Source organism: Micromonospora sp. NPDC049274, from assembly GCF_040678875.1.
Classification (GTDB): Bacteria; Actinomycetota; Actinomycetes; order Mycobacteriales; family Micromonosporaceae; genus Micromonospora.
Genome location: NZ_JBFAQS010000004.1, coordinates 129,785 through 156,681, shown reverse-complemented (window position 1 = coordinate 156,681; position 26,897 = coordinate 129,785). Strand labels below are relative to the sequence as shown.

17 protein-coding genes are annotated in these 26,897 nt (G+C 72.1%); 8 read left to right on the top strand and 9 right to left on the bottom strand.

Translation table 11 applies throughout. The features are described from left to right. The first annotated feature begins 3 nt into the window (after positions 1-3). The gene (gene fxsT, locus AB0K10_RS09620) at positions 4-3,915 is read left to right on the top strand and encodes an FxSxx-COOH system tetratricopeptide repeat protein (RefSeq protein ID WP_363681688.1); all 3,912 of its coding nucleotides are present in this window, start codon (positions 4-6) and stop codon (positions 3,913-3,915) included. A gap of 45 nt (positions 3,916-3,960) precedes the next feature. On the opposite strand, the gene AB0K10_RS09615 is transcribed toward fxsT, so the two are convergent. From AB0K10_RS09615 to AB0K10_RS09600, 4 genes are all read right to left on the bottom strand, one after another. Further along, complete coding sequence (locus AB0K10_RS09615; protein WP_363681686.1) at positions 3,961-5,676, bottom strand: HEXXH motif-containing putative peptide modification protein; 1,716 nt, start codon at positions 5,674-5,676, stop codon at positions 3,961-3,963. Beyond that, a complete protein-coding gene (locus AB0K10_RS09610; protein WP_363681684.1) occupies positions 5,673-6,902 on the bottom strand; it encodes an FxsB family cyclophane-forming radical SAM/SPASM peptide maturase in 1,230 nt (409 codons plus the stop codon). Before AB0K10_RS09610 ends, AB0K10_RS09615 begins: the two co-directional genes overlap by 4 nt. Before the next feature lie 2 nt (positions 6,903-6,904). Further along, positions 6,905-7,096, bottom strand: a complete 192-nt coding sequence (gene fxsA / locus AB0K10_RS09605) for an FxSxx-COOH cyclophane-containing RiPP peptide (protein WP_363681682.1) — start codon at positions 7,094-7,096, stop codon at positions 6,905-6,907. Positions 7,097-7,331: 235 nt separating this feature from the next. Further along, positions 7,332-7,673: a metalloregulator ArsR/SmtB family transcription factor gene (locus AB0K10_RS09600; RefSeq protein WP_363681680.1), complete on the bottom strand. Its 342-nt coding sequence runs from the start codon at positions 7,671-7,673 to the stop codon at positions 7,332-7,334. Positions 7,674-7,771: 98 nt separating this feature from the next. On the opposite strand from AB0K10_RS09600, the gene AB0K10_RS09595 reads away from it, so the two are divergent. Continuing rightward, positions 7,772-8,791, top strand: coding sequence for an NADPH:quinone reductase (locus AB0K10_RS09595; RefSeq protein WP_363681678.1), 1,020 nt, complete (start codon positions 7,772-7,774; stop codon positions 8,789-8,791). Between the two features lie 151 nt (positions 8,792-8,942). Here AB0K10_RS09595 and AB0K10_RS09590 read toward each other — a convergent pair whose 3' ends face one another. Then, positions 8,943-10,574, bottom strand: coding sequence for a DUF885 domain-containing protein (locus AB0K10_RS09590; protein ID WP_363681676.1), 1,632 nt, complete (start codon positions 10,572-10,574; stop codon positions 8,943-8,945). Positions 10,575-10,768: 194 nt separating this feature from the next. Here AB0K10_RS09590 and AB0K10_RS09585 point away from each other — a divergent pair, with 194 nt between their 5' ends. After that, positions 10,769-11,902, top strand: coding sequence for a glutamate--cysteine ligase (locus AB0K10_RS09585; RefSeq protein ID WP_363681674.1), 1,134 nt, complete (start codon positions 10,769-10,771; stop codon positions 11,900-11,902). A 36-nt stretch (positions 11,903-11,938) separates the two neighbouring features. Here AB0K10_RS09585 and AB0K10_RS09580 read toward each other — a convergent pair whose 3' ends face one another. Beyond that, positions 11,939-13,723, bottom strand: coding sequence for an N-acetylglutaminylglutamine amidotransferase (locus AB0K10_RS09580; protein WP_363681672.1), 1,785 nt, complete (start codon positions 13,721-13,723; stop codon positions 11,939-11,941). 89 nt (positions 13,724-13,812) lie between these two features. Further along, a complete protein-coding gene (locus AB0K10_RS09575; RefSeq protein ID WP_363681670.1) occupies positions 13,813-14,241 on the bottom strand; it encodes a MarR family winged helix-turn-helix transcriptional regulator in 429 nt (142 codons plus the stop codon). 95 nt (positions 14,242-14,336) lie between these two features. Here AB0K10_RS09575 and AB0K10_RS09570 point away from each other — a divergent pair, with 95 nt between their 5' ends. The 5 genes from AB0K10_RS09570 to pglW all read left to right on the top strand — a co-directional run bounded on the left by AB0K10_RS09570 (position 14,337) and on the right by pglW (position 25,424). After that, positions 14,337-16,115 carry an ABC transporter ATP-binding protein gene (locus AB0K10_RS09570; protein ID WP_363682196.1) on the top strand — a complete coding sequence of 593 codons (1,779 nt, stop codon included), beginning with the start codon at positions 14,337-14,339 and terminating at the stop codon, positions 16,113-16,115. 191 nt (positions 16,116-16,306) lie between these two features. After that, positions 16,307-19,414 carry a hypothetical protein gene (locus AB0K10_RS09565; RefSeq protein WP_363681668.1) on the top strand — a complete coding sequence of 1,036 codons (3,108 nt, stop codon included), beginning with the start codon at positions 16,307-16,309 and terminating at the stop codon, positions 19,412-19,414. Between the two features lie 38 nt (positions 19,415-19,452). Further along, positions 19,453-20,037 carry a hypothetical protein gene (locus tag AB0K10_RS09560; protein ID WP_363681666.1) on the top strand — a complete coding sequence of 195 codons (585 nt, stop codon included), beginning with the start codon at positions 19,453-19,455 and terminating at the stop codon, positions 20,035-20,037. Between the two features lie 245 nt (positions 20,038-20,282). Continuing rightward, positions 20,283-20,624, top strand: coding sequence for a DUF3024 domain-containing protein (locus tag AB0K10_RS09555; protein ID WP_363681664.1), 342 nt, complete (start codon positions 20,283-20,285; stop codon positions 20,622-20,624). A 378-nt stretch (positions 20,625-21,002) separates the two neighbouring features. Next, positions 21,003-25,424, top strand: coding sequence for a BREX system serine/threonine kinase PglW (gene pglW / locus AB0K10_RS09550; protein WP_363681662.1), 4,422 nt, complete (start codon positions 21,003-21,005; stop codon positions 25,422-25,424). Here pglW and AB0K10_RS09545 read toward each other — a convergent pair. Together AB0K10_RS09545 and AB0K10_RS09540 are read right to left on the bottom strand one after the other, a co-directional pair. Then, positions 25,374-26,336: a hypothetical protein gene (locus AB0K10_RS09545; RefSeq protein WP_363681660.1), complete on the bottom strand. Its 963-nt coding sequence runs from the start codon at positions 26,334-26,336 to the stop codon at positions 25,374-25,376. The genes pglW and AB0K10_RS09545 overlap by 51 nt on opposite strands. Beyond that, the gene (locus AB0K10_RS09540) at positions 26,333-26,860 is read right to left on the bottom strand and encodes a hypothetical protein (protein WP_363681658.1); all 528 of its coding nucleotides are present in this window, start codon (positions 26,858-26,860) and stop codon (positions 26,333-26,335) included. The genes AB0K10_RS09545 and AB0K10_RS09540 overlap by 4 nt, the downstream gene beginning before the upstream one ends. Positions 26,861-26,897: the final 37 nt, after the last annotated feature.

Sequence of the window (26,897 nt, the reverse complement as noted above, 5' to 3'; positions counted from 1 at the left end):
GCCATGGCGGTGAACGAGACGGCACGCGGCCAGATCGTGACCTTCTACTCGTACAAGGGCGGCACCGGCCGCACGATGGCGCTGGCCAACGTCGCCTGGATCCTGGCCAGCCAGGGACTGCAGGTGCTGGTCGTCGACTGGGACCTGGAGTCTCCGGGTCTGCACCGCTACTTCCATCCGTTCCTGCGCGACAAGGAGCTGCGCGCCACCCCAGGCGTCATCGAGATGATCTGGGATTACTCGATCGCCACGATGCAGCGCAACCGCGACGAGGACTCCCAGGAACTCCTCACCGGCCATGCCAAGATCCAACGCCGGGCGGTCTCGCTGAACTGGGACTTCAGCCACGGCGGTGTGATCGACTTCGTGGCCGCCGGTCAGCAGGACTCGGCGTACTCCCGGCTGGTGAGCACCTTCGACTGGGCCAACTTCTACGAGCGGCAGGGCGGCGCGTCGTTCATCGACGCGGTGCGGGCACAGATGCGCGCCGAGTACGACGTGGTGCTGATCGACAGCCGCACCGGCCTCAGCGACGTCGCCGGCATCTGCACCGTGCAACTGCCCGACCTGGTCGTCAACTGCTTCACCATGTCCACCCAGAGCATCCGCGGTGCGGCGGCGGTCGCCCGCTCCATCCGCAGCCAGCGCCCGGACGACCCGCCGCTGCTGCTGCCGGTGCCGATGCGCGTGGAGGACGCCGAGCTGCGCAAGTTGGAGACCGGCCGGGACCTGGTCCGCGCCGAGTTCGCCCCGTTCCTCGATCACCTCTCCGACGCGGCGGCCGCCCGCTACTGGAACACCATCGAGGTGCCGTACCGCACGTTCTACGCCTACGAGGAGATCCTCGCCGCGTTCGGCGACCGGCCCGAGCAGGTCGGCACCCTGCTGGCCGCGTACGAGCAGCTCGCCTCGGTGATCACCAACGGGCGGATCACCCAGCTGCACCCGATGCGCGAGCCGGACCGACGTCGCTCGCTCACCGAATTCGAACGCAGCCGGCTCACCGCCGAGCAGGCCGTGCTGCTCAGCTACGCCTCCGCCGACCGGCTCTGGGCCGAGTGGATCACCGACCAGTTGGAGGACGCCGGGCTGCGGGTGGATCGCCGAGCGCTGGACGTGCCGCTGCACTCCGGCGGGCGGGCCGAGTTCGACAGGGCCGCCAGCGGCGCGAGCCGGGTACTGGCCGTGCTCACCAGGCACTACGCGGGCACCTCCCTCGCCGGTGAGGTGTGGAAGACCGCCACCGGCCGCGACCAACTCGGCGGTGGGGGAGTGCTGGTGCCGCTGCGGGTCGACGAGTCGCGGCTCACCGTCCCGTACAGCGATCACAGCCCGGTGGACCTCACGGACGTCGACCCGTCCACCGCGCGGACCCGGCTGCTGGAGGCGGCCGGAGCGCCCACGGTCACCGTCGGTGGCCGTGCGGTCGGCCGGTTCCCCGGCCCGTTTCCGGCGATATCCAACGTCCGCCAGCACGGCACCCCGTTCGTCGGCCGCGCCGCCCAGCTCGAGGCGTTGCGTGACCGGCTCACCACCTCGCCGGACTCTGCCACCCAGGTCATACACGGCCTCGGCGGTGTCGGTAAGACCCAGCTCGCCGCCGAGTACGCGCTGCGCTTCGGCCGCGACTACGACCTCGTCTGGTGGATCCCGGCGGACAGCGAGGACCGCATCCGCGGCGGCCTCGGCGACCTCGGCCAGGCGATGGGGCTGGGCACGGGCAGCGGCGCCGAGGCGGCCCGCCGGGTGCTCGACACGCTGCGCCGCGCCGGCCCCGACCGGCGCTGGCTGATCATCCTGGACAACGCCGACAAGCCCACCCACGCCACCCGGGCGCTGCTGCCGCAGGGCCCCGGCCACGTCCTGCTCACGACCCGAGACCAGAGCTGGAGCGAGTACGCCACCGCGACCGAGCTGACCGTCTTCGACCGCGCCGAGAGCGTCCAACTGCTGCGCGACAGGGTCCGCGGGCTCACCGACGACGAGGCCGCCCAGGTGGCCGAGAAACTCGGCGACCTGCCGCTCGCGGTCGAGCAGGGCGCGGCGTACCTGCGGGCCAGCGCCATGCAGGTGGAGAAGTACCTCAGCTCGCTGGACACCCCCGGTCTGCTGCGCATCCTCGACGGCCGGCAGTCCGCCGGCTATTCGAAGGCGCTCGCCGCGACCTGGCTGTTCACCCTCGGCCAGTTGCGCGAGGAGAAGCCGGCGGCGGCCCGGCTGCTGGAGCTGTGCTCGTTCTACGCGCCGGAGCCCATCCCGGTCGCCATGCTCACCGGTGACCGCTTCGCCAGTTTCATGGCCCCGATCGACCCGACGCTCACCGACCCGATCCTGCAGGGCCTGGTCACCGCCGAGCTGGGCCGCTACGGCCTGGCCCAGGTCGACGCGGAGAACAACTCCGTGCGGATCCACCGGCTGGTCCAGCTCGTCATCCAGGACCAGCTGGCCGACCCCGAGGAGGCCCGCCGGGAGGCCCAACTGCTGCTCGCCGCCGCCAGCCCGCGCGATCCCGACAAGCCTGTCAACTGGCCCCGGTACGCGGAGCTGTGGCCGCACGTCCGCCCCAGCGGTCTGCACCTGTCCACGCTGGACGAGGCGCGGCAACTCGTCGTGGACATCGTGCGCTACCTCTACCGCCGGGGCGACTACGACACCAGCCGCGCCCTGGCCGAGGAGTCCCTGGCCGGGTGGCGCGACACCGACGAGGACGACCCAACCCAGCTGCGGATGCGCTTCCACCTGGCGAACGTGCTCCGCGCGCAGAGCCACTTCGACCGGGCGTTCGAGATCGACCGGGACGTCTACGACCGGCAGCGGCGCATCTTCGGCGAGGAGCACCTCTACACCCTGATGACGGCCCGCAGTCTCGGTGCGGACCTGCGCGCCCAGGGCCTCTACCACGAGGCCGAGGCGCAGGACCGGCGCACCCTGGAGCTGAGCGTGCGCAGCTTCGGCGACGACAGCGGTCGTACGCTGACCGCCGAGAACAACCTCGCCGTCTCGCTGCGCCTGGTCGGTGACTTCCGTGGCGCCGCCGCCCTCGACCAGCACATCCACGAGCGGCGGCGGGACCGCTTCGGTGAGGAGGACCCGTCCACCCTCGCCTCGGCCAGCAACTACGGGCGCGGCCTGCGCGACACCGGCGAGCTGTGGCGCTCGCACAGCGTCCTGCAACGCACCTACACCATTCAGCAGAAGGTGATCGGCGCGGACCATCCGGAGACCCTGCGGACGGCGAAGGAGTTGGCGCTCACCCTGCGTCAGCTCGGGCGCTTCACCGACGCGCACCGGCTGATCGAGCGGACAGTGGTCCGTTACCAGCGCACCCTCGGTAGCGAGCACGCCGACACGCTCTCCGCCGAGATGGCCCTGGCCACCACCTGGTCGGCGGTGGGCGACAACCAGACCGCCCTGCGGGTGGCACGTCGTCTGCGCGACGGCTACAACGAGGTGCTCGGCGAGTCGCACGCCATCACCCTCGCCTGCCTGAACAACCTCGGTGTGCTGCTGCGCAAGCAGGGTGACCACACCCAGGCCCGGGAGCTGTCCCAGCGGGTCCGCGACCAGTTGCTGGCCAGCCTCGGCGAGCGACACCCGCACACCCTGCTGGCCACCCTCAACCTGGCCAACGACCTGTTCGCCCTCGGCGACCGGGACAACGCGTTGCTGCTGGACACGACCGCGTACGTGGAGCTGACCCGGGCGCTGGGCGCCGAGCACCCGGACACGCTCTCCGCGTCGGTGAACCTGGCGTTGAGCCGGCAGGCAACCGAGAGCGAGGCGGACGCCGGCCGGGCCCTCTACGACGAGGCGTTCGGTCAGCTGGTGCAGCTCTTCGGCGGGGACAACCCCCGGGTGCTGCAGGCCCGCCAGCGGGAACGCTCCAACGCCTACATCGAACCGGCGCTGCTCTGACCCGTCCCGCCCCGCCGTCCCGCGCGGTCCCGCCCCGCAGGTCCGTTACTGTCCGCGGGCGACCGGTGCGGAGGGCTGCGCCAGCCAGGCCGCGAGCGCGAGCGGGTCGGCGTCGGGGAGCGTGTGGCTCAGCGCCCGCACCAGCTCGGGTCGGCTGGTCAGCACCCCGGCCGCGGCCGGCTGTCCGGTGTGGTGGGCGCTCAGGGCCAGTCCCACCCAGGCGTCCACGTCGCCGCAGTCGGCCGCGACACGTCGCCGGTACCCGGCCAACGCGTCCTCCCGCTTGCCCGCCGCGTACGCCTGGTCACTCGGGCTCGAGCCGGGCGGCCCGCCGGAGCCCAGCAGCCGATGGCGGACGGCGCCCTCGGGACCACTGCCCATGGTGAGGGCGGGGCGGGCCGCGGCCGGAACGACGGTCGACACCGAGCGGCCGGCATCCGGTGGCACGCCCTGTCGCCACGCCCGCGCCAGGCGCTCCACCTCGTCCGGGTCGGGGACCAGGTTGGCCAGGCCCCAGCGCACCGCGCCGGCGTCCGCCACGTCGCGCACCGCCGCCTCGACCGCGCCGTCGACCGGGTCACGCCAGCCGCGCAGGGTGGTCGCCATGTCGGCCACGAACGACCGGCCGGCCTCGGTCAGCTCGGCCGCGTCGGCGAGCTGCCGGACCGCGCGGATGGTCTGCTCCCGCCAGTACGCGTACTCGAACGCGGCGGCGGTGCCCTCGTGCCGCCGGCAGCGCCACACCTCGGTCACCCCCAGATGCGCGTACGCGCCCTGCAGCAGCGCGCCGACCGGACGCGGGTCCAGTCGCCACGGCGCCCGGTAGCGGGCCGGCCCACCCGCCCCGTGCAGCGGGACCAGATCGAGCAGCGCGCCGAGTTTGGTGTGCTGCACCTCGTGGACGAGCAGCAGCGCGAGGGTCTGCGCGTCGGCCGGCACGGAGAGCGCGATGGCCCCGAGCGCGTCCCTGCTGGTGGCGCTCACCGGGTTGCCCGAGGGCGGCGGACGCAGCGGCACGAGTGTGCGCAGCAGCCCGGCCAGCGCGTCGGCGTGTGCCGGAAGGTGGAAGCGCAGCCACTGTCCGGCCTCGGCGGTGAGCCGGTGCAGCCGGGCGGCCGACACGTCGTCCAGTCGGGGCGCGGACGGCCGGTGGTAGCAGCCGCGCCACGGGTCCTGGTCGTCGATGAGCACCTCGACCGCGTCGAACGGCCTGGTCCGGCGCACCGGCAGCCAGCCCATCCCGCCGACGCCCGCGTCGAGCAGCCGGCCGCCGCCCGCCTCGATCCGTACCCCGTCATCGTGGGCGGCGCCGATCCGCAGCGTGCCTCCCTCGCCGCGCAGCCGCACCGGGCCGTCGGCGGGCAGGCCCGTCGCCGCGCCGACGGTGGGCAGTGGCAGCACCCCGTCGGCCGGGCGGGGCAGCGTCAGCGTGAACGTCAGGCCGGCGCGGGTCGCCGCCGTCGCCGCGAGCGCGGCCAGGTAGGCGGGGCCGGTGGAACCGTCGAGCGCGGCGCGGGCCCACCCGGTGACGGGGGGATGGGCCAGCACGGCGGCCACCGCCGCCGGGTCGGCCTGCTCGGCCCGGGTGAGCAGCTCCAGACTCTGTCCGACCAGTGGCTCGCCCCGGCAGGCGCGGGCCGCGGCGACGGTCAGCAACCGGCGGCGACCGAGCTGCCCGCCGCGCAACACGGCGACCGTGGCGACGTCCCCGTGACCGCTGCCCAGCCCGGCGAGCTGCGCCGCCGACAGCGGGCCCGTCACGGCTGCGCCACCGGCGTCGGCACGCTCGCCGCGGTGACGCGGCGGCGTAGCGCGTCCAGGTCGGCGGTCACCACCGTCCGCACGTGCCCGATCAGGCGCAGCAGGTCGAGGCAGTAGACCGACGGGTGGACGAAGCCGGCGCCGTCGCGGAAGCGGTGCGCATACAGGCCGCCGCCGCAGACGTCGACGACCGGGCAGGCATGGCAGGCCGGCGCGAGCGCCGCGATCCCGGTGGGACGCCCGGCCAGTGACGGGTGCCGCAGCGCGTCGTCGATACTGTGCCGGAAGACGTCGAAGCCGGTCCGCATCGCCGACGCGGTGGTCGTCTTGAGCGTGTCGGTGCCCTCGATGGTGCCGTCGGTCTCGATCGTCATGACGTCCGGCTCGGCGGCGCCCAGCGCCTGGGTGCCGCTGCGCCCGCCCAGCAGCAGCGCGATCACCGACTCGAACAGCCGGATGCCGGTACGCCGTGGCGCCTCGGCGTACCAGCGGTCGAAGACGGCGATCAGCCAGTCCGCGTACGGGGTGGCGGGGTCGTCGGGGTGACGCCCGGGTGGGGGAGCGGACCAGTTGCCGTGCGGCAGCAGCAGATCCAGGCGGGGCGGGTCGAACTCCCGCAGGCCCTCGTAGACGGCGATCGGGTCGTTGGCCAGGTCGACCGTGCAGAGCAGACCGGCGTAGCGGGCCCGGTGTTCGGGCCGGGCCAGCAGACGCAGCGCGGCGGCCACCTCGGCGAAGCTGCCCCGCCCGTCGGCATGGCGACGGTGGCGGTCGTTGGCGGTGCGGTCGCCGTCCACGCTCACCCCGACGTCGATGCCGTGCGTGTGGCACAGGTCGAGCGCCGCCTCGTCGAGCAGCAGCCCGTTGGTCTGCATCGCCACGTCGAGGGCGACGCCGGAGGGCATCGCGGCGCGCAGCGTGCGGACCGTCCGGTCGAGCACGGTGAGGCCGGCGAGCAGCGGCTCACCGCCGTGCAGCACCACCCGGACCCGGTCGGTGCCATGCCGGGCCACGTGCGCGGCGAGCCGGTCGGCGACCCGGCGCACGGTGCCGGGGGCCATGATCCGTGGCCGGGTCCGCCAGTCCTGGTCGGCGTGTTGGTAGACGTAGCAGTAGTCGCAGGCCAGGTTGCATCGCGAGTGGACCTTCAGCACCACCTGGCGGATGCGGGGCGCGGCCACGACAGGGCGGTGTCGGGTGGCCGACGGCGGGGCGTCGGCCGGCACGGTCAGAAGCTCGACTCGAACGCCGACACGTCGCCGGGCCGGCCCGGCTCGCTCTCGGCTGCCAGCGTGCCCAACACGTGGGCCAGCACGCCGTCACCGGCGCCGGCCAGCAGGTCCGCCAGGGGTACGTCGCCGAGCTGCACCAGAGCGGTGCCGACAGTGCGGGGGATGGGCGGCTGGTCGTGGTCAGCCACCGTGGACCGTCCTTCGGTCGAAGACCGGCACCTGCGTCACCGCTGCGCTCACTCCGCCTTTCTACACCATCGCACCCGGCCCCGGACGGCGCGACACCGCAGCCCGTACGCGCTGGCCACCGTGCCGTTACCTGGCGTACGACCGGGGCAGCCCGGCGGCCCGGCGCACGCCCACGACCGGGACCACACGATTGCGCCCGCGGGCCTGTCGAAACGGGCGCCGTCGTGGTCGGCGTCAGGCGGTCGAGGCCGGCGCGCGGGCGGGGTCCTGTTCGCGGAGCATGGCCAGCAACCCGGGAAACCGTTGTTCCACCTCGTCGTTGCGCAACGTGACCAACCGGCGGATGCCGTCGACGCGCGTGCGGATCAGGCCGGCCTGGCGCAGCACCTTGATGTGGTGCGACAGGGTCGACTTGCCGATGGCGACGCCGGTGTCCCGGAGCACGTCGCTGCCGCACGTCCAGTCTCCGGCGGCGTCGAGGGCGCGTACGAGCGTGAGCCGCACGGGGTCGGCGAGCGCGCTGAGCACGACGTCGATCGTCACGGTCTCGATGGCGGGTTCGATCACCTCGGTCACGAGACGAAGCCTAGCCAGATGTTGCAGAAAGTACGACTCTCATCGTACTGTTCGACCTGGCTCGAACAGTACGACGCAGATCGAACATTGGATGGATCATGAGAGCGATCATCTACCGCGACAACGGCGCCCCCGACGTCCTCCAGCTCGTCGAGCGGGACCGACCCTCGCCCGGACCCGGCGAGGTCCGCGTCCGGGTCGCCGTGTCCGGGGTCAACCCGACCGACTGGCAGGCCCGCTCCGGCGTCGCCCACCGCAAGGTGTTCCCGGAGATCACCCCGCACCTCGACGGCGCCGGTGTCATCGACGCCGTCGGTGACGGGGTCGACCCGACCCGGGTCGGCCAGCGGGTGTGGCTGTTTCTGGCCGCCGCCGGGCGGCCCACCGGCACCGCAGCCGAGTTCACAGTCGTACCCGCCGGGCAGGCCGTGCCGCTGCCCGACGAGGTCGGGTTCGACGTCGGCGCCTCGCTCGGCGTGCCCGCGCTCACCGCGCACCGCGCGCTGACCGTCGCCGAGGACGGGCCACGCCGCCTGCGCCCCGGCGCGCTCGACGGCGCGGTGGTGCTCGCCGCCGGCGGAGCCGGCGCGGTCGGCCACGCGGTGATCCAGCTCGCCCGCTGGGCCGGCGCCACAGTCATCACCACTGTCAGTGGCCCGGAGAAGGCGACGCTGGCCACCGCCGCCGGCGCCCACCACACCATCGACTACCGCGAGAGCGACCCGGCCGCCGCCATCCGGGCCGTCGCCCCCGACGGCGTCGACATCGTCGCCGAGGTGGCGCTGGGCGCCAACCTCGCACTGGACCTGGCCGTGCTGCGCACCGGTGGCACGATCGCGACGTACGCCAACCAGGGCGGACACGCCGTCGAGCTGAACGTCGGGCAGCACCTGGTGCTGAACACGCGCCTGCAGTTCCTGGTGCTCTACACGGCGGGCCCACAGGCGCGCGCCGCAGCCGTCGAGGACGTCTCCGCGGCGATCCGTGCCGGCGCCCTGCCCGTCGGCGCGGAGCACGGCCTGCCCCTGCTCCGCTTCCCGCTGGACCGCACCGCCGACGCGCACCGAGCGGTGGAGTCCGGCGTGGTCGGCAAGGTGCTGGTGGACGTCGCACCCTGACGGTGACTCGGAAGCCCCGCCGTGGGACGTACCGGACGGCCGCCGCGTCGATGGACGGGCGTGCCGGTGGTCCCGGCCGCGCGCGCTGACGGACAACGCGGCCGAACGGGCGTTCCTCAGCGCACGCGCGACCTCCCTGAGCGCGCGTACGTCAGCGGGATAGGCCGGGAACCGCGGTCAGGGCGGCTGTCAACTGATCCAAGCCCAGCGAACCCAGCTCCAGCGCGTGACGATGGAACGCGCGCTGGCCGCCGGGGAAGGACGAGCGGCCTGCCAGCCACACGCGCTCGCCCACCTTGTAGGACAGCGCCTGCCCCGGCCGGCCCAGATAGCGCCCGAGCTCGGCGGTCGCGTAGGGCCCCTGGTGACAACGGTCGCGCAGCAGCTCCAGCGCGGCATCCGGCGTCCACACCGCTCCATCGCCGGAGGGCATCGGCAGTCGCAGGTGTAGGCCGATGTCGAGCACGACCCGGGCCGCCCGCAGGAGCTGCATGTACAGATGCCCCAGTCGAGCACCCGGCTGCTCATAGAATCCGAGCTCGTCCATGAACCGCTCGGCGTACAGTGCCCAGCCCTCCTGGCTGCCGGAGAGGCCGCCGAGCAGGTTCAGCCGCTGCCCGAGGCCTCCCCGGCAGACCTCGGAGCCGAGATGGAGGTGGTGGCCGGGAACGCCCTCGTGATAGGCGGTGCTGTAGGCGTACCAGGTGGGGAAACGCACGGCGTCCTCCGGCAGGGACCACCAGACCCGGCCCGGCCGCGTCAGGTCCCGCGACGGACCGATGTAGGCAATCCCCGACGATGTGGTCAACCGCGATTCGATGCGCCGCAGTGGGGCGGGGATGTCGAAGTACACGCCGTCCAGCCGCTCGGTGGTGGCCTCCAACAGCTCCTGCAGCCACGCGGCGAACGCCTCCCTGCCGTGCAGTGTTCCGGGTGCGTCGGGGCCGGCGAGCCAGGCAAGTACCTCTGGCACGCTCCCGCCCAGGGCCTTCGCCTCCGCGATCAGCTCTGCCTCTACCGCCCGGAACTCGTCCCAGCCCCAGTCGTACAGCTCGCGCACATCGGGTTGAGCCGCGAGGAAGGTGCGTACCCAGAGCGCGTACCGCTGCTCGCCGAAGGCTTCTTCCTCGACAACCCGCGGTGCCAGGTCCGTGGTCAGCGTCTCGGCCAGTTTCTGGTAGGCCTCTCGCGCGCCCGTCGCTGCGGCCCGCAACGACGCCCGCTGACGCCCCTCGCCGTAGCGATCCACCAGGGCGACATCGTCGTCGACCCAGTTGCCGCAGCGCTGCGTGACGAGCTCCACCTGGCGCCGCGTCGGCAGATTGCCGCGCTCTGCGGCGAGTAGGAGGCCGCGGGCGTACCCGTCCAGGGCCGCCGGGATCGCGGCCAGGCGCATGCCGACACGAGCCCAGCCCTCCTCGAAGGCCGCGCCCTCCGTGCCGCGCCCGGGAACCGCGGCCTCGACGGCCTGGCGGATGAGCTGGAGCGGGCCGGTGGCCGCCGCGTGCAGTTCGCGCAGGTCCTCGCCAGCGTCGTGGAAGGCGAGACGCGTGTGCAGCCGTTCGGCGAGGTGGGCGTGCAGCGGGGTCGCGGCCGGCAGTGCGTCACCCAGGAGTTCGAGCTCGCGCAGGGCACGGGCCGCCAGGTCGGCGCGGGCCTGGTGGCCCTCCGGGCCGTAGTCGGTAAGCCCGTCGACATCCTGCTCGCCAGCCTCGACGACCGCCGTGCAGGGGTCGAGGCCGGCCATCTCGCACAGGAGCCGATCCGCGAATTCCTCGATCATGCGGGCAATGCTAGGGGCCTTGCCGGCTGGGGGCGGGGAGGCCGTAGAGGCGTACCGGACGGCCGTCGCCCGGACGGACAACGCGGCCGAACGGGCCTTCCTCAGCGCACGCGCGACGGCCCTGAGGGCGCGTTTGTCACCGGGGTAGACCGGGAAACCCGCGCGGCCGGCCGCAGCAGGGGATGGGAGGGGCCATGGCGTACCGTCCGACGACCATCGAGACCGCGCCCGACCTCGGCAGGCTCACCCTCGGCGTCGAGGAGGAGTTCCTGCTCCTCGACCCGGACAGCGGCCGGAACCTGCCGGTGGCCGACGAGGTGCTGGCCGCGCTGCGCGGTCCGGCCCGCGACCAGAGCCGTCAGGAGTTCCGGCACAGCATGGTGGAGATGGTCACCCCGGTCTGCGCCGACCTCGCCGAGCTGCGTACCCACCTGGTGGCGCTGCGCCGATCCGCCGTCGAGGCCGCCGCCGCGGCCGGGGCCCGGCTCGTGGCGGTCGGCGCCACCCCGGTGATCGAGCCGCGCCGGACGGTGCCCGACCGGCCGCGCTACCACGCCATGTCACGCCGGTACGGGCCGGTCGCACACGACCCAGCCGTCTGCGGTTGTCACGTGCACGTCGGGCTGCCGGATCGGGAACTGGCCGTGCAGGTCTGCAACCACCTGCGGGTGTGGCTGCCGGTGGTGCAGGCGATCACCACGAACTCGCCGCTGCACGACGGGCAGGACACCGGCCACGCCAGTTGGCGGTCGATGCAGTTGGAACGCTGGCCCAGCATCGGTCCCACGCCGTACTTCGACTCCGCCGCCGACTACGACCGGACCGTCGACGAGCTGATCGCCGCCGGCATCATGCTGGACGCGGCGATGGTCTACTGGTACGCCCGGCCGTCGTCGGCGTACCCGACGGTCGAGGTCCGCGTCGGCGACGTCTGCCCGACCGTGGACGACGCCGTGCTGGTCGCCGCCCTGGTCCGCAGCCTGGTCGCGACACTCGCCGACGACGTACGCGCCGGTGTTCCCGCCCCGAACGTGCGCGACTGCCTCGTCGCCGCGGCGCACTGGCGGGCGGCCCACGACGGCCTGGACGGCGAGCTGATCGACCTGCGGGCCGGCGGCACCCGGCCGGCCTGGGACCTGGTCGACGAGCTGATGGCGACGACAGCCCCGGCGCTGCTGCGCCACGGCGACCTCGGGTACGTGCTGGCCCAACTGGCCCGGCTGCGCCGTGACGGCACCGGCGCGAGCCGACAGCGCCGGGTGCTGGAGCGCACCGGCGACCTGCTCGCGGTCCTCGACGACCTCGCCGTCCAGACCGCCGCCGCCTGACGGGCGGCCCGTGTCTCGCGGGCCTGGCGGTGCGGTTCAGCGGATGTCGTGGGTCTGCAGCCACAGTTCCAGCAGGCCGAGCTGCCACAGCTTGTTGCTGCCGGCCGCGGCCTCGGCCCGGTCCGGCTCGGCGAGCAGCCGGGCGACGTACTCGGGGCGGAACAGGCCCCGATCGCGCGCCACCGGGGCCTGCAACGCCTCGGCGACCAGCTCGCGCACCGGCCCGTCCACGTTGCGCAGCGCCGGCACCGGGAAGTAGCCCTTCGGCCGGTCGATCACCTCGGCCGGCAGCACCTCCCGGGCGACCTCCTTGAGCACGCCCTTGCCGCCCTGGGCCACCTTGTGCTCGGGTGGGCAGTGCGCGGCCAGCGTGACCAGGTCCTGATCGAGGAACGGTGTGCGCACCTCCAGCCCCCACGCCATGCTCATGCTGTCCACCCGCTTGACCGGGTCGTCGGGGAGCATGAGGTGGGTGTCCAGGCGCAGCACGGCGTCCAGCGCGGTCTGCGCCCCGGGTGCGGCGAGGTGTTCGGTGAGCAGGTCCCGGCTGGCGTCGTGCTCCAGCGCGTACGCCGGGCCGACGATGGCGCGCAGCTCATCGTGGTCACGGTCGAAGAACGCGCCGGCGAACGTCTCGGCGGCGCCGTGGCGGGGCGCCTCGGTCAGCGGCTGGTGGTAGCCGTAGCCGGCGAACACCTCGTCGGCGCCCTGCCCGGACTGCGCCACCTTCACATGCCGCGCCACCTGCTCGGACAGCAGGTGGAAGGCGACCACGTCGTGACTGCCCATCGGCTCGGTCATGGCCAGCACCGCCCGTCGTACGGCGGGCGCCAGGTCGTCGTCGGCGAGCCGGACGCGCTGGTGGTCGGTGCCGTACGCGCGGGCCACCAGGTCGGAGTAGTGGAACTCGTCGCCGGACTCGCCGCCTCGGCTGTCGAAGCCGATGCTGAACGTGCGCAGGTGCTCCTGACCTGCCTCGGCGAGCAGCGCCACGATGAGGCTGGAGTCCAGACCGCCGGAGAGCAGCACCCCCACCGGGACGTCGGCGACCAGCCGTCGGCGTACGGCCGTTCGCAGCGCGTCACCGATCGCGGCCCGCCAGTCGGCGGCGTCCATGCCCGTGTCGGCCGGCTCGCGCACGTAGTCGGGCCGCCAGTACACCTGCTCCCGGCTGCGTCCGTCGGCCTCGATCACGCGCACCGTGGCGGGTGGCAGCTTGCGGACGCCGCGCAGCACGGTCCGGGGCGCCGGCACGATGGAGTGCCAGGACAGGTAGTGGTGCAGCGCCACCGGATCGATGCCGGTGTCCACGTCGCCGGCGCGCAGCAGCGCGGGTAGGGTGGAGGCGAACCGGAGCCGCCCGGGGGTCTCGGCGAGATAGAGCGGCTTGATGCCGAGCCGGTCGCGGGCCAGGACGAGCCGCCGCCGGGTCCGGTCGACAAGCCCGATCGCGAACATGCCGACCAGGTGGTCGACGAACCGTTCACCCCAGTGGGCGTACGCCACCAGGATCACCTCGGTGTCGCTGGTGGATCCGAACGCGTACCCGGCGTTCTGCAGCTCCTCGCGCAGCTCGGGATAGTTGTAGATACACCCGTTGAACACCAGCGCCAGGCCCAGGTCGTCGCGCACCATCGGCTGGCCGCCGGCATCGGACAGGTCGATGATGGTCAGCCGCCGGTGCCCGAGGAGCACCCAGTCGTCGGCGCACAGGCCCTCGTCGTCGGGGCCGCGCGAGCGCATCGCCTCGGTCATCCGGGTGACGGCGGCCGCGTCGGGCCGCTGGCCGTCGAAGCGCGCCTCCCCGCTGATCCCGCACATCAGCCGGGCCTCCCGTCACCTCGCCCCCGACCGGTGCCGGCCGGCCCCGCCGACCGGACGGGGCCGCTGGCTACCCGGGCGCGCGGCGGTTATGCGCGCAGGGTGCGCAGGATGCGGGCCAGCTCGGCGCGGTCGCTGTCGTCGAGGTGGCCGAAGAAGCGGTCCGCCTCGGCGCGGCGGGCAGCCCGGATGGCGGCGCTGATCCGGGTGCCCTCGGCGGTGAGCGCGACAAGGGTCGCCCGCCGGTCGGCCGGGTCGGGTCTGCGCTCCACGAGCCCTCGGGCCTGGAGGTCGTCGATCACCTCGGTGGCCGAGCGGGGCGCGATGTGCAGGTGCTCGGCGAGCGTGCCGGGGCGTACCTCCCCGTGGCGGCCGAGCACCCCGAGCGCCCGGGACTGGCTGGGGGTGACGTCCCACGGCGCCAGTGATTCCCGGGTCTGTCGGCGCAGACGGGACGCGACAGCCCAGAACGTCTCGGCCAGGCTCTCGTCGCCGTTGTCGGTGGTGTCCTCGGTCACCGGAATACCGTAGCAGCCGATACCGTTGTTCCCTCATGTTGAGGTAACCTCAGCATATCCCGACCGAAAGGCAGTGCCCCTTGGAATCCACCCCCATGCGCCGCGACCGCGGCCACCGCACCGTCAGTCCCGAAGAGAAGACGCAGGCCCGTCAGGTGTCCCTGCGCCGCATCGGCAGCCTGTTCACCCCGCACCGACCCGCGCTGGTCATCGTCACCGCGATCATCGTGCTCTCCTCGATCGTGGCGATGGCCAGCCCGTTCCTGCTGCGTACCGTCATCGACCGGGCCCTCCCGCAGGGTGACGTGACCCTGCTGGTCTGGCTGGTCCTCGGCATGGTGGCCGTGGCCGCCGTGACCGCCGCGCTCGGCGTCGTCCAGACCTGGATCTCCACCCAGGTCGGGCAGCGGGTCATGCACCGACTGCGCACCGACGTGTTCAGCCATCTCCAACGTCAGTCGCTCGGCTTCTTCACCCGCACCCGCACCGGCGAGGTGCAGTCCCGCATCACCAACGACATCGGCGGCATGCAGTCGGTGGTCACCTCCACCGCCACCGCCGTCGCGGCAAACCTCACCACGGTGGTCGCCACCGCCGTCGCCATGGTCGCCCTCTCCTGGCAGCTCTCCCTGGTCTCGGTCGTGGTGCTGCCCCCGGCCATCTGGCTGACCCGCCGGGTCGCCCGGATGCGCCGCGAGATCACCGACCAGCGCCAACGCGAACTCGCCGACCTCAACGTCACAGTCGAGGAGGGGCTGTCGATCAGCGGCGTGCAGCTCGCCAAGACCCTCGGCACCGGCCCCGCCCTGATCGAGCGGTTCACCGCTTCCTCGGCCCGCCTCGTCGACCTGGAGCTGCGCAGCGAACTGGCCGGCCGCTGGCGGATGGCCTCGATGAGCATCATCTTCGCCGCCGTACCGGCCGTCATCTACCTCGCCGCCGGCCTGCCCGGCACCGCCGGCACGCTGAGCATCGGCACCCTGGTCGCCTTCACCGCCCTGCAGGGCGGCCTGTTCCGGCCCCTGATGGGCCTTCTCAACGTGGGCGTGTCACTGACCGCCTCGCTGGCCCTGTTCGCCCGCATCTTCGAGTACCTCGACCTGCCCATCGACGTGGCCGACCCCGCCGAACCGGTCCGCCTCGACCCCGCCCGGGTCCGCGGGCACCTGCGCCTGTCCGACGTCACCTTCGGCTACCCCGGCAGCGACACGGCCGCCCTCGCCGGCATCACCCTCGACGTGCCCGCCGGCACCAGCCTCGCCCTCGTCGGCGAGACCGGCTCCGGCAAGAGCACCCTCGCCGGCCTGGTCAGCCGCCTGCACGACCCGACCGCCGGCCAGATCACCATCGACGGCGTCGACCTGCGCGACCTGCGCCTGGCCGACCTGGCCGCGATCGTGGGCGTGGTCAGCCAGGAGACGTACCTGCTGCACACCACCGTCCGGGAGAACCTGCGCTACGCCCGGCCGGACGCCACCGACGCCGAGATCGAGGCCGCCGCCCGCGCCGCCCAGATCCACGACCTCATCGCAGGCCTTCCCGACGGGTACGAGACGATGGTCGGCTCCCGGGGGCACCGGTTCTCCGGCGGCGAGAAGCAACGGCTCGCCATCGCCCGTACGCTGCTGCGCGACCCGCGCATCCTGGTTCTCGACGAGGCCACCAGCGCGCTGGACACGGAGACCGAACGCGCCGTGCAGAGGGCGTTCGACGTGCTCGCGCAGGGACGGACCACAATCACCATCGCCCACCGCCTGTCCACAGTCCGGGACGCCGACCAGATCGCGGTGCTCGACCACGGCCGCATCGTCGAATCCGGCGACCACGCCAGCCTGCTCGACCGCAACGGCCGCTACGCAACCCTGGCGGCCTGAGCCCATCCCCGTGACGCTGCTCGTGCTGGAGATCCAACCCCCGCAGGACTACGGGCATCTCCTGCGCGGCCTCGGGGAGGCTGTGATCGTCCTACCTGGCCCATGAGCAGTGCGTACCGTGTCGAGCACCGGCGACCGCCGCATGCCACCAGGGGTATCCCCGGTGACCTCGGAACGAGCACAATCATGCGGTGCGGCGTCGAGTGTGGAACTGGGGTCTGCTGGCCGTCGTCGCCGCACTGGCGGCGGGCGGAACCGCCTGGGTCTGGCTGCGCTACGACTTCGAAAAGGTCAACTGGGCCTGGGGCGTGATCGCCGGGTTCATCGCCGTCTACGTCGTCCTGGACCAGGTCTTCACGACCCGGCCGGCGGTGTCCACCACGGTCGTCGCCGACCGGCGTGTGACCGCGGATCAGCTCGCCGACCTGATCCGCCGCGACCGCACCGACGAGACCCTGTTGCGTGCCGTCGATGAGCCGTACCCGCTGCCGGTGCGCTGGTCCAACGGCCCAAGCCGGCTTCTGCCCTCCTGGCGGGCCATCAGCCGATCCAGCGGCGGCGTCCCGCTCGACCTGTCCGGGCACGACGGCACCCTGTGGAGCCGATACCGGCGCATCCCGTCCGGGCGCCTGCTTCTGCTCGGACCGCCCGGCTCCGGCAAATCCATCACCACGCTACGAATGGCCCGGGAACTCCCCGCGTCACGCGAACCCGACGCACCCGTACCGGTGCCGATCCCCATCGCGTCGTGGGACCCCGACCGCGAGAACTTTCCGGACTGGCTCGTGGACCGGATCGCCCGGAGGTACCCGCAGCTCGCCGCCGGCCACCCTCGCCGGGAGGCGGTGCTGCACGACCTCGTCGAGGCGGATCTGGTGGTGCCCGTTCTCGACGGCCTCGACGAGATGCCCGAGCAGCGGCTCATCGCCTGCCTGGAGCAGCTGAACGAGCTGGCAACCCAGCGGTTCGTGCTCACCTGCCGCACGTCGGTCTACGAGCGCTACCTCGTGAAGGGTGCGAAGCTGCGCGGCGCCGCCGTGGTGGTGCTCGAACCGTTGAGATCTGCCGAGGTGGCCGACTACCTGGTCGACGCCGCTCCGTACCACCAGGTCGGCAACTGGTCGGGCGTCGCCGCCACGATCGGCCAGGACCCGGTGCTTACCGGCGCGCTGTCCACGCCGCTGATGGTGGCGATGGCCCGTACCGCATTCGACCAGCCCGGCACCGATCCGCGTGATCTGGTCCCGCTGGCCCGGGAACAGGGCCGCCAGTCGGTGGAGGACACCCTGCTGACCCGGGCCGTGGACGCCGCCCTGCGTTCCGGCCGAGGTCGCCGAGGACCGGGTCGGTGGGAGCCGGACGTGTCCCGGCGCTACCTGCACTTCCTCGCCGCCCACTTGCAGGCACTTGACCAGCGCGAGTTCCGCTGGTGGCAACTGCCCGCCGCGCTGCCCGGCCCCTTCTGGGCGATCATCGATGGTCTGCGTGCCGCGATGGCCGTCTGGGTGGCCCTCACGTACGCCCATGATGCCCTCACTGAGACTGCCGCGTTGGTTGGCGACCCAGGTGTTCGCGATCTGCTTCTCTGGCTCGCCCGCCACCCGGACGGTCTGGCCTTCGCAGCCTTTCTGGTCGGTGGGTGCGGGGCTGCGCTACGCGGTGGTACGGCGCGGGAAACGCCTCGACGGGTGGTGTTCGTCGGTGGTTGGCGCGCCTTCGCGGAAGGCTCGATCGGAGGTTTACTCGTCGCCGGGATGGCCGCCTTTCTGACCCTGCTGCTGCTCCTGTCCATCCCGTCCGTCGACCTGGCCGAATGGATTGATCGGGTGCCGGTTCTGCCGCCGTGGCCCGACGAGGAACGCGCTGCTGCCCTGGTCGGTGTGCTCCTCTGGGGATACCTCGCCGCGTGGGCCGGACTGCGGTTCGATGTCGCGGCTCCGGTCGCCGAGCTGAGCGCGACCAGCGCCGACGAGACCGTCAACAGCGACCGCGCGGCGAGCGTGGCGTCCGCTCTGCTGTCAGTCGGCAGCGGGGTCGTCCGAGTGCTGGTCGTCGTGACAGTCCTGGCGCTGACCGGTGCACTGCCGGCAATCCCGCCGCTGCGGTCCCTCGCGTACGCCGGAATGGGTCTCGGGTTGGGCTGGTGGCTGTACCGGCGCGGCGGCGCCGCGTGGATTCGCTTCATGGTGGCCCGGGCGGTGCTCGCCATCCGGGAGCTACTGCCCTTCTCGCTGCTGGGGTTCCTTGCCTACACGGAATCCGTCGGCCTGCTGCGCCACAGAGCCGGGGCCTACCGGTTCCGGCATGGCCGCCTCCAGGACCGTCTGGCCGCCGGTGCGGTGGCTGGCCGGCCGGGCAGCCGACTGCGGGAGAGGTTCGGCATCGAGATCGCCCGCGCCGGGTACTGGGCCGAGGCGCTCGGCGCCTTCTCCGATGTCGCTCGAAACCGCGCAACGAACATCGGGCCCGCCCACAACCTGACCGTGGCGGCGTTGCGCAAGGCGCTGCTGGTCGGAGCCGCTGCCGGGCAGTGGACTCGGCTCGCGGACCTGCTGGCGCTGATGCCGGCGCCGTTCACTCCCGGTGCCGGGACACCGGCGTCGTCGCAGCGTGAACGGGTCGCCGGCCTGATCGCCGCTGACGCGCCGCTTGCCGAGGTGCGGGCCGCCGCCGAGGAGTTGCGCCGCCGGGAGGATGACGACGCGGATTTCGGGACTGCCGAGTTCCTGGCAGCCCTGCGGTACGCCGAAGGCGATACCGGTGGGTCGCGGGCGTTGCTTGACCAGCTCCTGCCGGCAGGAGCCGCCACCGAAGGCGGGTCTTCGGCCGACGGCGACCCGAGCCCGGCGGACGGCGGAGGCGGTGGCCTCGGGCGTTCCGCGCCGATCGCGGCCGGATTGCTGACTCGCTTGCTCCTGGAGGACGGCGACGTGGCGTCGGCCGTCGCTGTCTGCCACCGTCAGCTGTTGCGGGCCGATGCCGTCACCGAACGGGACGACCTGCTGCTGGCACAGACGTGGGGATGGTCGGTCGAGGTGCTGGGCAGGGTCACCGACGAACGCGACGAACTGTTGAACCGAGTCCACGCCGCCCTGGTCGAGCAACGCGGTCGGAGTGCCGCGCTGACCCGCCGAGAGCTGGCGGAGATGGGACTCCAGCTCTGCCATGTCACGGTGGGGCATCCGACGCTGGGGCCAGTCGCGGTGGCGGTCAGCAAAGATCTAATTGATGTTCTCGCCAACCCGGAGATCGTGGTACGAACCGTCCGGCGTGGCGCGCCCATGTGGCACACCGGTTAGAGGGTTTCCGCTTGCCCGGTGCTGGCAGCCTGGGCGGCGTGGACACGCTTCTGACGCAGCTTCCGGCGCTCCTCGGCGTCCTGGTCGGCACCCTGGGTACGATCCTCGCCACCTCGCTGGCCGACCGCGCCCGGTGGCGGCGCAGCCAGAGCGTCCGCTGGGACGAGCGACGCCTCGACGCGTACGTCGCGTTCGCGCACGCCCTCAAGGAGAGTCACGCGGTGGCGCTGCGGATGACGGCCGACCTGCGGCCCGGGTCATACAGCCACCCGATCGACCGGGACGAGGGCCTGGCCCGACTGGCCGAGTCGGACGGCCGGCGCACCATCGTCTGGGAGAATCTGCTGCTCCTCGGCGACGAACCGACGGTCGTTGCCGCCGCGAACTGGCGCGACGCGATCTGGCAGGTCGAACGGCTCGCCCGGGGGATCGTCGACGCGCCCCGGGACATGTCCGAGAATCTGACCCGGGTCAACGAGGCCCGCGACGTCTACTACCGGGCGGCTCGGAGCAGTCTCGGCGTCCGAGCTGGGTCGGTGGAGCAGTCCGCCGCACTGCGGCAGGCACTACTCAGCCGGCCCAGCGCGACGCCCACTGGCGGGACAACCACCGATGACGGCTGACGAATCGTGGAAGCGGATCTCTTCCGCGATGGGAGGGGTTCGAGCTCATCGGCCGCAGCGATGCGGAGCGGTGGCGGGAGACGGTGAGTCACGCCCGCGCCGACCATGACGAACGCTGGGCCAACGGCTGGTACGGGCACCGCAAGCAGGTCCTCTCGTGGCTCCGACGACGTGCGTGGGAGACACTCGCCATCCTGGCGACCCGTAGGGCGGCCCAACCGTCGACCTGATGAGAGGCTGGCCCGGTGAGTGGGCTTCCCGAGCAGGACGTGGCGCAGGTGCGGACCTGGTGCGACAGGCGTGTGCCGGAGGCCGTGCGAGACCAGGTGCGGGTGGAGTGCGAGCAGGCTCCCGGGCACCTCACCATCGTCGAACGACGGCCGCCGCGGCGTGGAAACACGGAAGCGGCGTGGATGAGTCTCCCGGTCGCGCAGCTGCGATACACGGCGACAACCGGCACCTGGGCCCTGTACTACCGAGATCGGAACCTCCGCTTCCACCGCTACGACCATGCCCCGCCGTCCGCTGCGGTCAGCCTTCTGCTTGACGAGATCAGCCGCGACCCGACGGGCATCTTCTGGGGTTAAGGGCATGCGCAGAGGAAGCTTCGTGTTGCGGGCGGCCGGGATTACCCGGTGCCGGCAGCCTGGGCGGCGGGGGCATGCTTCTGACGCGACTTCCGGCGCTCCTCGGCGTACTGGTCCGCACTTTCGCGACGGTTCTCGCCGGCTCCCTGGTCAACGAATCCGGTGGCGGAGCAGCCAAAGGCGATCGACCGGGATGACGGCTTGGTCCGACTGGCCCAGTCGCCGGCCATTCTGCCCAACCTGCCACCTACAACTCCCCACCAGGGGTAGGTGCGACCCGTGCGGATGACGCCTTACGACACTCAAGCTGACAGCACCCTCGACCCGCGTCGAGGTGGCGGTCCTCATTCCCTGCTGGCGGGCCCTAGGATCTCTGGCATGCAGGAGGGCCGGTGGACGACGATCACGCCGTCGCAGTTCGCGCACGAGCGGGAGGCGCTGGCGCACGTCCAGGCGCTGCTGCCGGACAGCGAGCCCTACCGCGCCTGGTCGAATTTCACCTTCACCGCCCAGACCGGGCATCCCTACGAGGTTGACCTGTTGGTCGCCGCGCCTGGCGGCCTCTACCTCATCGAGATCAAGAGCCTGAACGGCCGGCTTCGGTCCAGCGGCTCCAACTGGATCCTTCAGGGCGCGAACGGCACCCGCACCTTCGACAATCCGCTGCATCTGGCCGACGGCAAGGCGAAGAAGCTCAAGTCGTTACTCCAGGTGGCCGCCTCGCGACGCAAGGGTCAGCAGGTCAGGATCCCCTTCGTGCAGGCGGCGGTGTTCCTGTCCAAGCCCGGCTTGCAGGTGGAACTGTCGGAGCATCACTTGCACGGCATCTTCGGTCCGGAACCAGCCCCGGGTCATGCGCCCGGAGCGTTGCCGACGATCACGTCGCTGCTGCAACGACCGCCACAGGACGAACGGCAGCGGGTCACCAAGGAGATGTCCGCGGCGCTGCCCGATCTGCTCGAGGCGGTCGGCATCGCCCGTAGCCGCCGGCACTACCAGGTCGGCGCATGGGAGCTTGAGCCTCGCCCCTTCGATGTCGGCCCCACCTGGCAGGACCACCAGGCTCGGCACCGCGACCTGGAACGCGAACGTCGCCGAGTGCGGATCTACCTGGTCGAGCGCAACGCCGTACAGACCGAACGGGCCAGCATTGAACGTGCCGCCAAGCGGGAGATGCTTGCTCTGCACGGCATCAACCACCCGGGCATCGTGCAGGTTGACTCGATGGAGTCGCACGAGGCCGGCCCGGCGCTGATATTTCGGTACGACCCCCGCTCGGTACGCCTGGACCACTACATGGCCCAGTACGGCGACCGTCTCGACGCGCTGAGCCGGCTGGTGATGATCCGCCAACTCGCCGAGACGGTGGCGTATTCACACCGGCGGCGGCTGCACCACCGGGCACTTTCGGCTCGCAGCGTGTTGGTCAACCCCGGTCGGATGCGGCGTGGCGGCAGCGAGGACGAAGCGTGGCTCACACCCCAACTGAAGATCAGCGACTGGCAGGCGGCGACCCGGGGCGCGGACAGCGCCGGCGGCAGCAGCGGTGATCCGGTGACCCTCTCCTCGCACGCGGCGGCGCACATCGAGCGGTCCGCCGAGGCGTACCTCGCACCGGAGTTGACCGCGCCGACGCCCGACGCGGTGGCAATGGACGTCTTCGGCCTCGGCGCGCTGGCCTACCTGATCCTGACGGGTCAACCGCCGGCAACTAAGCGCCCCGAACTGCTGGCCCGATTGGCTCGGGACAACGGTCTGCGTGCGGCTGCTGTTACCGACGGCATCAGCGAGTTCGCCGATGAGCTGATCCAGGCCGCCACCGCACCGGTCCCGGCGCAGCGGCTCACCACGGTCGCCGACTTCGTCGAGATGCTCCAACTCGTCGAGGACGAGCTGACCAGCCCACCGCCGGGCTCGGTGCATCCGGAGGAGTCGGAGCCCGAGCAGCCCGACCCGCTGGAGGCGCGCGGCGGCGACCGGGTCGGCGAGTGGAAGATCGTCCGTCGCCTCGGCACCGGCTCGACCTGTCGAGCGTTCCTCGGCTTCAACGAGCGCACCCGCCGGGAGGAGGTCCTGAAGGTCGGGCTCTCCGATGAGAAGGGCGCCCGGCTGGCTCACGAGGCTCGGGTGCTCGGCCCACTCACCGATTCGCGGGTGATCCGGCTGGCCCGGCCCGAGCCGCTGCAGCTGGGCAACCGCACCGTCGTTGTTCTGGAGCACGCCGGCGACCACACCCTCGCTCGGAAGCTGCGCGACGACGGCCGGCTCACCGTCGACGAGCTGGAAACGTACAGCGACTACCTGTTCGGCGCCCTGGACTATCTGGAGGGCGAGGGCGTCTACCACCGCGACATCAAGCCGGACAACATCGCCATCCGGATCCGGCCCAACCGCACCCGGCAGTTGGTGCTGTTCGATTTCTCCCTCGCTGGAGTATCGGTCAAGGAGATCAGCGCCGGCACACCCCGCTACCTGGACCCGTTCCTCGGCGCCGCCAACCGTCCCGTCTATGACAAGCACGCCGAGTGGTACGCGCTCGCGGTCACCCTGCACGAGATGGCCTCCGGGGAACTGCCGGTCTGGGGCGACGGCGGCACCGAACCACAGCTCACCGACGGCCCGCCGGTGCTGGCCGTCGAGGCGTTCGACCCGGCGATCCGCGACGGCCTCCTGGAGTTCTTCCAGCGCGCCCTGCACCGCGACCACCGTCGACGCCACGCCTCGTTGAAGGACCTGCGCGACGCCTGGCAGGACGTCTTCCGCCGCTCGGACGCCAGCACGCCGGTCGGCAGCGAGCACCCGGACGTCGACGAGCCGGACGAGCAGGTCGCCGCGACGGCCCGCGACGAGGCCGCCGGCAAGGCCACTCGGGCCACCACGCTGGAGGCCGCCGGTCTCACCCCGCGCGCGGTCTCGGCCGCACATCGCCTGGAAGCCACCACCGTCGGTGAGCTGCTCGCAGTCTCCAACAAGCTCGCTCACCTGCCCGGTCTTGGCGCGAAAACCCGCCAGGAGTTGCAACGCCGGGTCAAGGAATGGCGCCAGCGCCTGGGGGAGCGGGAAACCCTGCCCACCACGCCCGCCGCCCGCAAGGCGGCCAGCGAAGAGGCGGCCACCGAGACCAACGCCGGCCACGGCGACACTGATCTGGTACGCGTCGGCCTGGACGCCATTGCCACGCTGCTCGTCCCGGCGAAAAACGGCCGCAACGCCACCGAGATCGGAGGCACCCGGCTGCTGCTGCACCTGCCCGACGAATCGGGTGCGCTGCCGGCGTTGCAACTCTGGCCACAGCAGCCGCAGGTCGCCACCGCGCTGGGCGTCACCGCTGGCCGAGTCGCGCAGATCCTTGGCAAGCAACGCAAACGGTGGCACGACATTCCGGTGGTCGGCAGCGTCCGTACCCAGATCATCGAACTGTTGCACGACGGCGGCCGGGTGATGGGCGTGGCCGAGCTGGCCGCGGCGCTGCTGAGCAGTCGTGGCTCGGTGCGCACCGGGGACGCGCTGCGGCTCGCGGTGGCCGTCGCCGCAGTGCGCGCCGCCGTAGAGGTCGACGCGCTCGCCGACGAGCCGCGCCTGCTGCTGCGCCGCCACGCCCGAGCCGACATCGACGGCAAGCCGCACCCGCGCGGTGACCGGCTGCTGGTGGCGCTGGAGGTCAGCGAGGACGATGCGCCGGACACTCCGGCCGCGCCGGCACTGCTCGACTATGCCGACGCACTCGGCAAGGCCGCCGACAAGCTCGCCGCCAGCGAGGTACTGCCCAGCCCGGCGACGGTGCTGCGTACCCTCGCGGCGGTGACCGCTCCCGGCGGCGCGGCTGACGCGTTCGACGAGCGGCGCCGAGTGCTGCTCGCCGCGGTGGCCTCGGAGCGGGCAGCCGCCACCGCGCGGCTCGAGCTCTACCCGCGCGACCTTGACCCGGTGCGGGCGCTGCGGCTGGCCCAGGCCGGCGTGGTGCCGCCGACGAGCGCGCCCGACGGCCGACGTGGGCTGACCCCGACGCACGTCGCCGACCGGGTTACCGCGCGCTTTCCGGAGCTGGACCCGCTGCCAGGTCACCCCAAACTGGACCGGCTGCTCGCCGAGGCCGGCTTTGAGCTGCGCTGGGACCGTGACCGGTATGTTTCACCGCCGCCGCGCGCGGCCTCGTCCTCGGTGTCGATCATCCAGCGGCGTCCGTCGGCGACGGCCCCGCCGAGTCGCTGGACAGCGGATTCACCTGAGCTGGCGGCGGCAATGCGGGCCGAGGAACGACTGGCCGGCGCGCGGTCCGCGGGAGGGTTCCGGGCGCTGACCGTACGCCTCAACCGGTATCACCTGGCCCGGGAGGAGCTGGCCCGGCGCTTCGACGCCCGACCGGTCAACGTGGCGGCACGCTTCCTAAACCACCTGCACGCCCTGGTCGACGCGCGCCCGAAGCCGACGTGGGAGACCGTCCTCGGCGCGGACGTCGCCGAAGAGGGGTCGCGGGCGGCGATCAAGCTCGGGGAGTACGTCGAGCAGGCGTGGCAGCTGACCGCGCCGTCGCTACACGCCATTCTGCCGGCGGCAGAGGGGCCGATGCTGCTGCACGACGCGGCGGTGCTGGCGCGGTACCGGGCGATGGAGCGGCTACACGAGCTGGCCGATGCGGCGCGCGGCGGGGCAGGAGACGTGTGGCTGCTCTGCCCGATGGAGGACCCGGCGCTGCTGCCAAAGCTGGACGGTGCGGTGGTGCGAGTAGGCGACAACGAGTGGATTGCACTACCCGACGCCTGGGTCGTCAATGCCCACCGGAGCGCAGTCAGCGCGTGACGGACGAATGCCTGTCGCGGTCTCGCCGCTTCGGGCGACATCGTTGCCGGGAGCCTGAAAGGTCGTATTCGCGTACGCGGGGGCCTCGTGTGCGAGGGCTTCCATGTTCTCCGGCGCGCGGGCGACGGCGAGGGCCGCTGAGCCATGCAGGTCCCACAAGCGTGCCTCAATCCAACAGAGCTGGCGGTATTTCTCCGGTGCCATGGCCTGAGAGCCGAAGTCCCAGCCAACGGCTGACACGGGCTTGCCGGCAAACTGCCGGCGGGCCCGTTCACGGTAGGCGTCCCTGGTGACTGTCGCAGGATGCAGGAAAGACAGGTCGAACCCGTTCTCGGCGAGCCCGAACGCGGCAAGGCCAAAAAGCAGGGTGCACTCGATCCCGCTGCCGGCGCAGTAGTCCGCGATGCGAGCCGCGCCGTGCAGGGCGCCGGCGTACGACAGCACATACAGACGGCGGACTGGGTGGAACCGCCGGTACTCCCGCAGCGCCGCGACAATCGTCGCGCCGGAGGCGACCGTGTCGCCGATCAGCAGCGTCGAACCGCCAGCGTCGAACCGCGCGTAGGACACCTCGACGGTGGCGTCGTCGGAGGCGACGGCCACTCTGCTCGTGGAAACCAGATTTGCCGGCAGGTTCCGGCCCGCGTCAAGGGCGACCGCCTCAGCGAGTTGGTATACCAAGCCCTTGCTCAGAATGATCAACTCGGTGAGGTCGGCGCCGTCGAGTTCGTCCCGGATGTGCCGGACGAACTCTCGGCTGCTGGCGAGGCACGCCCGTCGGAACGGCAGGTCCGTCAGGTTTCGATCGAACAAGAGCGCCTCGAGGTGCCGGTTGTGCACCAGGTGGAGACCGGTCACCCCCGTTCTGCTGCCGATCGACTCGACAGCGCTGGACCCGGTGTCCTTGATCATGCCGTCGTGCTGGGCACTCGCGACACGCCAGCCCGGATCTTTTGAAGCGCGACAAGCATCGGTGTGTCGATGTCGAGCACGTTGTTCTCGTACTCGTCGAGAGCGGCGGACAGCCAGGCGGGGCGAGGTTGAGACGCCTTCGGTCGGTGGGCCAGTGCCACGAGGGCGCGGCCGGCGGCGGCGAAGTCGTCGACCACCTGGGTGGCCAGCGCCGCCACGTGCGGGTGCACGTAGTCGGTCACCCGCACACCTCGATATTCCAGGACGTCACTGCGATATTGCGAGTTGCGGGGAGCGACCACGACCACCGGCGTTCCCAGCGTGACCGCCGCCGCCATCTCGACACCGATGCCGATACCGCGGCGCACCCGCGCGTCGACGATGACCGCCGTCGCAACCATCACCTGGTACATGTCCCGGCCGAACTGGCCCAACGTGTTGCCCGCGTCCGGTATCGGATCATCTGGATTGAGGAAGACAACCTCGCACGAGGCAGCGCCGCCCGCGACCTCCTCTCGCTCCACATCCGTCCAGCAAAGACGCTGTTGGTCACCCCCGCCC